Origin of the sequence: Escherichia sp. KCJ4928 (assembly GCF_004352695.1) — a bacterium.
Taxonomy (GTDB): domain Bacteria; phylum Pseudomonadota; class Gammaproteobacteria; order Enterobacterales; family Enterobacteriaceae; genus ECMA0423.
The window spans coordinates 1-9,824 of record NZ_SJWV01000156.1 but is presented as its reverse complement, the minus strand read 5'-3'; the positions used below and the strand labels follow the sequence as shown (position 1 = coordinate 9,824).

Sequence of the window (9,824 nt, the reverse complement as noted above, 5' to 3'; positions counted from 1 at the left end):
CTTTTAGCTCTTATCAGGATGCTAAAAACATCATGATTCACAGTTAAGTTAATTCTGAGAGCATGAAATGAAAATCACCATTTCCGGTACTGGCTATGTAGGTTTGTCAAACGGGCTTCTAATCGCACAAAATCATGAGGTTGTGGCATTAGATATTTTACCGTCACGCGTTGCTATGCTGAATGATCGGATATCTCCTATTGTTGATAAGGAAATTCAGCAGTTTTTGCAATCAGATAAAATACACTTTAATGCCACATTAGATAAAAATGAAGCCTACCGGGATGCTGATTATGTCATCATCGCCACTCCAACCGACTATGATCCTAAAACTAATTATTTCAATACATTCAGTGTAGAATCAGTAATTAAAGACGTAGTAGCGATAAATCCTTATGCAATTATGGTCATAAAATCAACGGTTCCCGTTGGTTTTACCGCAGCGATGCATAAGAAATATCGTACTGAAAATATTATTTTCTCCCCCGAATTCCTCCGTGAAGGTAAAGCCCTTTACGATAATCTCCATCCGTCACGTATTGTCATCGGTGAGCGTTCAGAACGCGCAGAACGTTTTGCGGCGTTGTTACAGGAAGGCGCGATTAAGCAAAATATCCCGACCCTGTTCACCGATTCGACCGAAGCAGAAGCGATTAAACTTTTTGCAAACACCTACCTGGCGATGCGCGTGGCATACTTTAACGAACTGGATAGCTACGCAGAAAGTTTAGGTCTGAATACTCGCCAGATTATCGAAGGCGTTTGTCTCGATCCGCGTATTGGCAACCATTACAACAACCCGTCATTTGGTTATGGTGGTTATTGTTTGCCGAAAGATACCAAGCAGTTACTGGCGAACTATCAGTCTGTTCCGAATAACCTGATCTCGGCAATTGTCGATGCTAACCGCACGCGTAAAGATTTTATTGCCGATGCCATTTTGTCACGCAAGCCGCAAGTGGTCGGTATTTATCGTCTGATTATGAAGAGTGGTTCAGATAACTTCCGTGCGTCTTCTATTCAGGGGATTATGAAACGTATCAAGGCGAAAGGTGTTGAAGTGATCATCTACGAGCCAGTGATGAAAGAAGACTCATTCTTCAACTCTCGCCTGGAACGTGATCTCGCCGCCTTCAAACAACAAGCCGACGTCATTATTTCCAACCGTATGGCAGAAGAGCTTAGGGATGTGGCAGATAAGGTCTACACCCGCGATCTCTTTGGCAGCGACTAACATCTTGTTATCAGGGCTATTTACGCCCTGATTGTCTTTTGTTACCTCCGCAATAATTCATTATTTTTATCACTTATCCTATAGCATTCACGGGGATTATCGCTAAACTATGCGGACTTGGAAATTTCCGTCAGTTAGGGTAATGATGAGAGTAGAAAATAATAATGTTTCTGGGCAAAACCATGACCCGGAACAGATTGATTTGATTGATTTACTAGTGCAGTTGTGGCGTGGCAAGATGACAATCATCATTTCCGTCATTGTGGCTATTGCCCTGGCTATTGGATATTTGGCAGTAGCGAAGGAGAAATGGACGTCAACAGCAATTATCACTCAGCCCGACGTGGGGCAAATTGCTGGCTATAACAATGCCATGAATGTTATCTATGGTCAGACTGCACCGAAAGTATCGGATTTGCAGGAGACGTTAATTGGTCGCTTCAGTTCTGCCTTCTCTGCATTAGCAGAAACGCTGGATAATCAGGAAGAGCCAGAGAAACTTACCATCGAACCTTCTGTTAAGAACCAGCAATTACCATTGACTGTTTCTTATGTTGGGCAAACAGCAGAGGGCGCACAAATGAAGTTGGCCCAATACATTCAGCAAGTTGATGATAAAGTGAATCAAGAGCTAGAAAAGGATCTCAAAGACAACATTGCTCTGGGACGGAAAAAATTGCAGGATTCTTTAAGAACCCAGGAAGTGGTTGCGCAGGAGCAGAAAGATCTGCGTATCCGTCAGATTCAGGAAGCGTTGCAGTATGCGAATCAGGCGCAGGTGACAAAGCCACAGGTTCAGCAGACTGAAGATGTGACGCAAGATACGTTGTTCCTTTTGGGGAGCGAAGCGCTGGAGTCGATGATTAAGCATGAGGCGACCCGTCCGTTGGTGTTCTCGCCAAACTACTATCAGACTCGTCAAAACCTGCTGGATATTGAAAGCTTAAAAGTTGATGATCTTGATATTCATGCTTACCGTTATGTGATGAAACCGACGTTACCTATTCGTCGCGATAGTCCGAAAAAGGCAATCACCTTGATTCTGGCGGTGCTGCTGGGCGGCATGGTTGGCGCGGGGATTGTGCTGGGGCGTAACGCTCTGCGTAATTACAACGCGAAGTAATCTTTTCGGTTTTAAAGAAAAAGGGCAGGGTGGTGACACCTTGCCCGTTTTTTTTGCCGGATGCGACAACAATATCGCATCCGCTTACCCCGCAACTCACTGATGCCGTTTACGCAGGTTCTCAATCACCGTTGTTAAATCCAGATCCTGATCCTGCAACAATACCAGCAGGTGATACATCAAGTCAGATGCCTCGTTGGTCAGCTCAAAGCGGTCATGTACCGTTGCTGCCAGTGCGGTTTCCACGCCTTCTTCGCCCACTTTCTGCGCAATGCGTTTGGTGCCGCTGGCATACAGTTTGGCGGTGTAGGAGGTTTCCGGGTCGGCAGATTTACGTTCGGCGAGCAGTTGTTCCAGTTGATACAGGAACAACCACTGGTGAGCGGTGTTGCCGAAGCAGCTGCTGGTGCCTTTGTGGCAGGTTGGGCCGATGGGATTCGCCAGCACTAATAAAGTGTCGTTGTCGCAGTCCGGGGCAATACTCACCACATTGAGAAAATTGCCCGATGTTTCGCCTTTGGTCCACAGTCGCTGTTTAGTGCGCGAGAAGAAGGTGACTTTGCCGCTTTCGATGGTTTTGTCTAAGGCTTCCGGGTTCATATAGCCCAGCATTAACACTTCGCCGGATACCGCGTGTTGCACAATCACCGGCATAAGTCCGTCGGTTTTTTCCCAGTCCAGTTCTCGACGTTGTTGTTCAGTTAACATATCCTGATCTCCACGCCCTGTGTTGCCAGGTACGCTTTTAATTCACCAATATTAATTATTTGTTTGTGGAATACGGAAGCTGCCAGCGCGCCGTCAACGTCGGCATCGCGGAAGGCTTCGAGGAAGTGTTCCATGGTGCCCGCGCCACCGGAGGCAATCAGCGGGACGTGGCAAACTTCACGCACTTTTTTCAGTTGTTCGAGATCGTAACCGTTACGCACGCCGTCCTGATTCATCATATTGAGGACGATTTCTCCGGCACCGCGTTTTTGCACTTCCTGTATCCAGTCGAGCGTTTCCCATTGAGTGACGCGGGTGCGGCTTTCATCGCCGGTATATTGATTCACATGATATTTACCGGTTTCGCCGTCGTACCAGGTATCAATACCGACCACAATACACTGCACGCCAAAGCGATCCGCCAGGCGAGTAATTAACGTCGGATCCGCCAGCGCAGGCGAGTTTATGGAAATTTTATCCGCGCCAAAGGAAAGAATTTTCGCGGCATCTTCCAGAGACTTAATCCCGCCCGCCACGCAGAACGGAATGTCGATCACTTCCGCCACGCGCGATACCCAGCTTTTATCTACCACACGGCCATCGCTGGAAGCGGTGATATCGTAGAACACCAGTTCGTCTGCACCTTCTTCGGCGTAGCGTTTTGCCAGCGGTACGATATCGCCAATGATTTCATGGTTGCGAAACTGTACGCCTTTCACCACCTGACCATCACGAACGTCGAGACACGGAATTATGCGTTTTGCCAGCATGCTATGGCCTCCTTCACGGTGAATTTACCTTCCAGTAATGCACGACCAACTATTACGCCGCGCACGCCAGTGCCACGCAGGGCAGCAACATCGTTAATGTCGCCAATGCCGCCGGATGACTGAAATGCCACCTGCGGGTATCTGGCGCACACTTCTTCATATAAAGAGACGTTAGAGCCTGCCAGCGTGCCGTCGCGCGAGATATCGGTACACAGCACATGTTTCAGGCCGACGGGCAAATAGGTTTCCACCAGTTGTTCCAGTGAAACGCCCGAGTTCTCTTGCCAGCCGCTGACTGCCACCTGCTTGTTGCCTTGCTCGTCAATACGGACATCCAGCGCCAGCACTAAGGCATCGGCACCAAAACGTTCAAACCAGCCTTTCACCATTTCTGGTGATTTCACCGCGGTGGAACCGACCACCACACGCGCAACGCCCGCTTCCAGTAACGCCGCCACGTCATCTTCGCTACGCACGCCGCCGCCAACCTGCACCGGAACGTTAACTCCCGCCACCAGGGTTTTAATCAGCGGGATTTGACGTTTAGCCGGATCTTTTGCCCCGGTCAGATCCACCAGATGCAACACTTCGGCACCTTGTGCGGCGTAATCCTGTAAGCGCGGCAGCGGGTCGTTACCGTAATCACGTTGTTTGCCGTAATCGCCCTGATGGAGACGCACCACGGTGCCGTCGATTAAATCTAATGCCGGAATAATCATCACATCTCCAGGAAGTTTTTCAGCAACTTAGCGCCAGCGGCACCAGAACGCTCCGGGTGGAACTGCACGCCGTAGAAGTTATCTTTTTGTACCGCTGCGGTAAACGGTTCGCCGTAATTACACTGTGCGATGGTCCACGGATTGACTGGCATTGCGTAACTGTGAACAAAGTAAAAGTACGCGCCGTCTTCAATCCCCTGAAACAGGCGGTTGCCTGCCTGCGGGTAAACGCGGTTCCAGCCCATATGCGGCAGGGGCAGACCAAAGTCGGTCATTTTCGGCACGTCTTCGTCGATGATGCCCAGCAAATCGACGCCGTTGCTCTCTTCGCTGCGCCGCCCCAGCAGTTGCATCCCTAAGCAGATGCCCAGCACCGGTTGGGTACAGGCTTTGATGAGATCAAACAGCTCGCGCTCACGCACCTGATCCATCGCTGCTTGTGCGGTGCCAACGCCGGGTAAAAACAGTTTATCGGCCAGCAACACGACGTCCGGGTCACGGCTGACTTTTGGTTCATAACCGTGGCGCGCAATGGCTGACTTCACCGAGTTCAGATTGGCGCAGCCGGTATCAAGGATCACCACGTTCATTACAGCACTCCTTTCGACGAGGGCAGGGTGTCGCCTTCCACGCGGATGGCCTGGCGCAGGGTGCGACCAAAGGCTTTGAACAGGCTCTCTACACGGTGGTGATCGTTTTTACCTTTGGTTTTCAGGTGTAGCGTCACGCCCATGGTGTATGAGAGCGAACGGAAGAAGTGCTCGATCATTTCGGTGCTGAGATCGCCCACGCGCTGGTAGGTAAACTCGGCTTTATATTCCAGGTGCGGGCGACCAGAGATATCCAGCGCGCAGCGGGCAAGGCATTCGTCCATCGGTAGCACAAAACCAAAGCGGCAAATACCGCGTTTGTCTCCGAGGGCGATTTTTAGCGCTTCGCCCAGCGCCAGGCCGGTATCTTCGACGGTGTGGTGATCGTCGATATAGAGGTCGCCTTTGACGTTGATTTCCATGCGGAAACCGCCGTGTGTGGCGATCTGATCCAGCATGTGATCAAAGAAGCCAACACCGGTGTTAATCTTGCTGCCACCTTCGCGATCCAGCCACACCTGGACGTCAATTTGCGTCTCTTTGGTGTTGCGCACTACATGGGCGTAACGGTCTCGTTTAGTGAGTTGCTCGCCAATCATCGGCCAGTTCAGGATTTCGCGGTCGTAGCGTAAACCATTAATGCCCATGTTTTCCGCCAGTTGAATGTCGGTCGCGCGATCGCCAATCACATAACTGTTGGCGCGATCCATCGCTTGCTCAGCCAGATAACGCTCCACCAGTTTTACTTTCGGCTTACGGCAGTCGCACTCATCGGCGGGCAGGTGCGGACAAATCAGCACTTCATCAAACTGTACGCCTTGCGAGGTGAAGATCTGCATCATCAGGTTGTGCGGGCCATCGAAATCCGCCTGCGGGAAACTTTGTGTTCCCAGACCATCCTGATTAGTGATCATCACCAGCTTGTAGCCCGCTTTTTGCAGCTTTAGCAGCTCCGGGATCACGCCTGGTTCAAAGGCGAGTTTGTCAAAACGGTCCACCTGAAAATCACTCGGCGGTTCGCTAATCAGGGTTCCATCGCGATCGATAAAAAGATACTTCTGACTCATCAAACTTGCTCCGCACGTAAGGCGTCAATGACGCGCTGACTTTCTTCACGGGTTCCGACGGTAATTCGCAGGCAGCCGCTTAAAGAGGGTTGTTTATTCTGATCACGTAAGATAATGCCCTGATCCCACAAAGATTTAAACACTGCACTGGAGGCTTTAAAGCGCGCCAGAATGTAGTTGGTTTCAGAGTCGAAAACCTGCTCCACGCAGGGGATCTCTTTCAGTGCGGCAATCAGGTATTCGCGTTCTGCAATAATTTGCGCCACCCGCTCACGCATGGCGACGATCCCCTGCGGGCTTAACGCCTGGGCCGCAATGTCGGCAACCGGCGTCGAGAGCGGGTAGGGGGCGATCACTTTCATCAGCAGGTTGATGACTTCTTCGTTTGCCAGCGTAAATCCGCAACGCAGCCCCGCCAGAGCAAAAGCTTTCGACAGTGTGCGTAAAATAGCCAGGTGCGGATATTCCGCCAGCCAGCCAGCCAGCGATGCCTGTGGACAAAACTCTATATAGGCTTCATCGGCAACCACAATCGCTTTACCGCGGGTTAACTCCAGCAGAGTGCGAAAATCCTGCGGGTTGATCAGTTGCCCGGTCGGGTTGTTGGGGCTGCAAACATAGACCACTTTTACGCCGTCCAGCTTGTCGGAAATGCCCTGTAAGTCCAGTTGCCAGTTTTCCAGCGTCGGCACTGTGCGGCACTCGACGCCAATGGTTTCGGCGCTGACGCTGTACATGCCGTACGTTGGCGGGCAGTAGAGGATGGCGTCTTTACCCGGTTCGCAAAAAGCGCGAATCAGCAGTTCAATACCTTCGTCCGCGCCACGACTGACCAGCACCTGTTCCGGTTTTACGCCTGCATATTGCGCGTAATTTTCAATCACCGCTTTCGGCTGACATTCCGGGTAGCGGTTGAGCGTTTGCTGAGTAAGCTGAAACTCCACGGCAGTGGGGTATTCGTTGGCGTTCAGCCAGACGTCGCCATTACCGCCCAGACGACGCGCCGACTGATACGGCGTTAGGTTGCGGACGTTTTCACGCGCTAAATCGGTAATAGTCACGGTGCTCATGCTTGCTCCTTAAGGGCGTTAACACGCAAAGTAACGGCATTTTTATGGGCGGTCAGGCGCTCGGCGGCGGCCAGTGTTTCAATGGTCGAAGCCAGCGCGGAGAAACCTTCTTTCGACAGTTCCTGCACGGTCATACGCTTCTGGAAATCTGCCAGCCCGAGGCTGGAACAGGTGGCGGTGTAACCGTAAGTCGGCAGAACGTGGTTGGTGCCGGAGGCGTAATCACCTGCCGATTCCGGTGACCAGTCACCAAGAAATACCGAACCGGCGCTGGTGATGCCATCGACCAGATCGCGGGCGTTGCGGGTCTGGATGATCAGGTGCTCCGGGCCGTACTGGTTGGAGATCTCTACGCACTGCGCTAAATCTTTAGTCACGATCAGGCGGCTGGCGTTCAGTGCCTGGCGGGCGGTTTCGGCACGCGGCAGTTCTGCTAACTGGCGTTCGACGGCTTCGGCAACTTGATGCGCCATATCAGCGTCAGGCGTCAGTAAAATCACCTGTGAGTCCGGGCCGTGTTCAGCCTGAGAAAGCAAATCAGAAGCCACGAAATCCGGCGTTGCGCCGCTGTCGGCAATGACCAACACTTCCGACGGGCCTGCGGGCATATCGATAGCCGCACCGTCCAGACGCTGGCTCACCTGACGTTTCGCTTCGGTGACAAAGGCGTTACCCGGCCCGAAGATTTTGTCCACTTTCGGCACAGATTCCGTACCAAACGCCAGCGCGGCAATGGCCTGTGCGCCGCCGACGTTAAACACGTCCTTCACACCGCACAGCTGCGCCGCATAAAGGATCTCATCGGCAATCGGCGGCGGTGAGCACAGCACCACTTTTTTACAGCCCGCAATACGCGCCGGAGTCGCCAGCATTAATACCGTTGAGAAGAGCGGGGCGGAGCCGCCAGGAATATACAACCCAACTGAAGCGACCGGGCGCGTGACCTGCTGGCAACGCACGCCTGGCTGCGTTTCTACATCTACCGGCGGCAGTTTTTGCGCAGTGTGGAAGGTTTCAATATTTTTTACTGCCACCGCCATCGCCTGTTTTAGCTCGTCGCTCAGGCGTTCGCTAGCGGCGGCAATCTCCTCAGCAGACACCTTCAGCGCGTTAACCGTGGTTTTATCAAACTTCGCGCTGTATTCCCGCAGGGCGTCATCACCGCGTGCTTTCACGTTATCGAGAATATCGTTAACAGTGAGGGTAATGCTTTCAGAAGCGGAGATCGCCGGGCGCATTAACAGCTGGCGTTGTTGCTCCGCAGTACAGCTATTCCAGTCAATGATTGTGTTAAAGCTCATGGCGATCACTCCATCATCTTCTCAATCGGCAGGACCAGGATTGAACTGGCACCCAGCGCTTTCAGTTTTTCCATGGTTTCCCAGAACAGGGTTTCGCTACTGACCATGTGCATCGCTACGCGCTGTTGATCACCCGCCAGCGGTAGAATAGTTGGGCGTTCGGCACCTGGCAGCAGGGCGATGACTTCATCCAGACGTTCGGTCGGTGCGTGCATCATGATGTATTTTGATTCGCGCGCCTGGATCACACCCTGAATACGGGTCAGCAGTTTGTCGATCAGTTGCTGTTTGGATTCTTCCATTTCGCCATCGCGCTGGATCAGGCAGGCTTTCGAGCGGTAGATAACTTCGACTTCGCGCAGGCCGTTTGCTTCCAGCGTGGCACCGGTGGAAACCAGATCGCAAATCGCATCCGCCAGTCCGGCGCGCGGGGCGACTTCAACAGAACCGTTCAGTAAGCAGGATTTAAAAGAGATGCCTTTCTGGTCGAGATATCGCTTGAGCAGGTGAGGATAAGAGGTGGCGATACGTTTACCGTTTAAGGAGAGCGGGCCGTCCCAGGCTTCATCAACCGGCGTTGCCAGCGAAAGGCGACAACCGCCGAAATCCAGACGACGCAGGGTAAAGTAGCGTGGATCCTCACCCTGGGCGCGGCGGTTAAGCAGCTCTTCTTCCAGCACGTTTTCGCCGATAATCCCAAGGTCTACTACGCCATCCATTACCAGACCGGGAATGTCGTCGTCACGTACGCGTAGAATATCAATCGGCATGTTTTCTGCCATCGCGATCAGGCGCTGGGTGTGAAGATTGATTTTAATACCACAGCGCGCCAGTAATTCGCGTGAGTCATCACTTAAACGGCCGGATTTCTGCATAGCTATGCGTAAACGAGTGTTGTCTGTCATTTTCTTATTCCTCTTTAAACCTGTCTGAACCGTTATCAACCGCGCAATAAAAAAGCCCCCGGAAGGTGATCTTCCGGGGGCTTTCTCATGCGTTCATGCACCACTGGAAGATCTGAATGTCTTCCAGCACACATCGCCTGAAAGACTAGTCAGGATGATGGTGATGATGGTGGTGTTTAAATTGAACGCGTGTCATAAAAGTCTCTGTGAATGTTTATTCAACTGATGTCTTTTAACCTAAACCACTTTCACGTTAGAAAGCAAGGGCTTTTTTATATATTTTATGGCAATGGATTTGTTTAATGAATGAGCGGGGAAAGGAGGGGGCTAAGAGGAC

11 protein-coding genes and 1 other annotated feature are annotated in these 9,824 nt (G+C 51.8%); of the genes, 2 read left to right on the top strand and 9 right to left on the bottom strand.

All coding sequences use genetic code 11. The annotated features are described in order from the left end of the window. The first annotated feature begins 67 nt into the window (after positions 1-67). Positions 68-1,234: a UDP-glucose 6-dehydrogenase gene (gene ugd, locus E0D98_RS18265; RefSeq protein ID WP_000704853.1), complete on the top strand. Its 1,167-nt coding sequence runs from the start codon at positions 68-70 to the stop codon at positions 1,232-1,234. A 145-nt stretch (positions 1,235-1,379) separates the two neighbouring features. Continuing rightward, entirely contained in the window at positions 1,380-2,357 is a 978-nt protein-coding gene (gene wzzB, locus E0D98_RS18260; protein ID WP_001406002.1) for an LPS O-antigen chain length determinant protein WzzB, read from the top strand. A 96-nt stretch (positions 2,358-2,453) separates the two neighbouring features. On the opposite strand, the gene hisIE is transcribed toward wzzB, so the two are convergent. The 9 genes from hisIE to hisL form a co-directional block, all read right to left on the bottom strand. Further along, positions 2,454-3,065 carry a bifunctional phosphoribosyl-AMP cyclohydrolase/phosphoribosyl-ATP diphosphatase HisIE gene (gene hisIE / locus E0D98_RS18250; protein ID WP_000954897.1) on the bottom strand — a complete coding sequence of 204 codons (612 nt, stop codon included), beginning with the start codon at positions 3,063-3,065 and terminating at the stop codon, positions 2,454-2,456. Continuing rightward, entirely contained in the window at positions 3,059-3,835 is a 777-nt protein-coding gene (gene hisF, locus E0D98_RS18245) for an imidazole glycerol phosphate synthase subunit HisF (RefSeq protein ID WP_000880191.1), read from the bottom strand. The genes hisIE and hisF overlap by 7 nt, the downstream gene beginning before the upstream one ends. After that, entirely contained in the window at positions 3,817-4,554 is a 738-nt protein-coding gene (gene hisA, locus E0D98_RS18240) for a 1-(5-phosphoribosyl)-5-[(5-phosphoribosylamino)methylideneamino]imidazole-4-carboxamide isomerase (RefSeq protein WP_000586428.1), read from the bottom strand. Before hisA ends, hisF begins: the two co-directional genes overlap by 19 nt. Beyond that, positions 4,554-5,144, bottom strand: a complete 591-nt coding sequence (gene hisH, locus E0D98_RS18235) for an imidazole glycerol phosphate synthase subunit HisH (protein ID WP_001103560.1) — start codon at positions 5,142-5,144, stop codon at positions 4,554-4,556. Before hisH ends, hisA begins: the two co-directional genes overlap by 1 nt. Further along, positions 5,144-6,211, bottom strand: coding sequence for a bifunctional histidinol-phosphatase/imidazoleglycerol-phosphate dehydratase HisB (gene hisB / locus E0D98_RS18230; protein WP_000080085.1), 1,068 nt, complete (start codon positions 6,209-6,211; stop codon positions 5,144-5,146). Before hisB ends, hisH begins: the two co-directional genes overlap by 1 nt. Beyond that, positions 6,211-7,281, bottom strand: coding sequence for a histidinol-phosphate transaminase (gene hisC / locus E0D98_RS18225; RefSeq protein ID WP_000108967.1), 1,071 nt, complete (start codon positions 7,279-7,281; stop codon positions 6,211-6,213). The genes hisB and hisC overlap by 1 nt, the downstream gene beginning before the upstream one ends. Next, positions 7,278-8,582, bottom strand: coding sequence for a histidinol dehydrogenase (gene hisD, locus E0D98_RS18220; protein ID WP_001593467.1), 1,305 nt, complete (start codon positions 8,580-8,582; stop codon positions 7,278-7,280). Before hisD ends, hisC begins: the two co-directional genes overlap by 4 nt. 5 nt (positions 8,583-8,587) lie before the next feature. Continuing rightward, on the bottom strand, positions 8,588-9,487 hold the full coding sequence (gene hisG, locus E0D98_RS18215) for an ATP phosphoribosyltransferase (RefSeq protein WP_000131782.1): 900 nt from the start codon (positions 9,485-9,487) through the stop codon (positions 8,588-8,590). Between the two features lie 46 nt (positions 9,488-9,533). Further along, positions 9,534-9,657 (bottom strand) — a sequence feature (His leader region). Beyond that, positions 9,633-9,683: a his operon leader peptide gene (gene hisL / locus E0D98_RS18210; RefSeq protein ID WP_001364200.1), complete on the bottom strand. Its 51-nt coding sequence runs from the start codon at positions 9,681-9,683 to the stop codon at positions 9,633-9,635. It overlaps the preceding feature by 25 nt. Positions 9,684-9,824: the final 141 nt, after the last annotated feature.

Coding starts and splice junctions, on each gene's coding strand:
- hisH (WP_001103560.1), bottom strand. CDS start 5,144: ATGAACGTGGTGATCCTTGATACCGGCTGCGCCAATCTGAACTCGGTG.
- hisIE (WP_000954897.1), bottom strand. CDS start 3,065: ATGTTAACTGAACAACAACGTCGAGAACTGGACTGGGAAAAAACCGAC.
- hisD (WP_001593467.1), bottom strand. CDS start 8,582: ATGAGCTTTAACACAATCATTGACTGGAATAGCTGTACTGCGGAGCAA.
- ugd (WP_000704853.1), top strand. CDS start 68: ATGAAAATCACCATTTCCGGTACTGGCTATGTAGGTTTGTCAAACGGG.
- hisC (WP_000108967.1), bottom strand. CDS start 7,281: ATGAGCACCGTGACTATTACCGATTTAGCGCGTGAAAACGTCCGCAAC.
- hisA (WP_000586428.1), bottom strand. CDS start 4,554: ATGATTATTCCGGCATTAGATTTAATCGACGGCACCGTGGTGCGTCTC.
- wzzB (WP_001406002.1), top strand. CDS start 1,380: ATGAGAGTAGAAAATAATAATGTTTCTGGGCAAAACCATGACCCGGAA.
- hisF (WP_000880191.1), bottom strand. CDS start 3,835: ATGCTGGCAAAACGCATAATTCCGTGTCTCGACGTTCGTGATGGTCAG.
- hisG (WP_000131782.1), bottom strand. CDS start 9,487: ATGACAGACAACACTCGTTTACGCATAGCTATGCAGAAATCCGGCCGT.
- hisB (WP_000080085.1), bottom strand. CDS start 6,211: ATGAGTCAGAAGTATCTTTTTATCGATCGCGATGGAACCCTGATTAGC.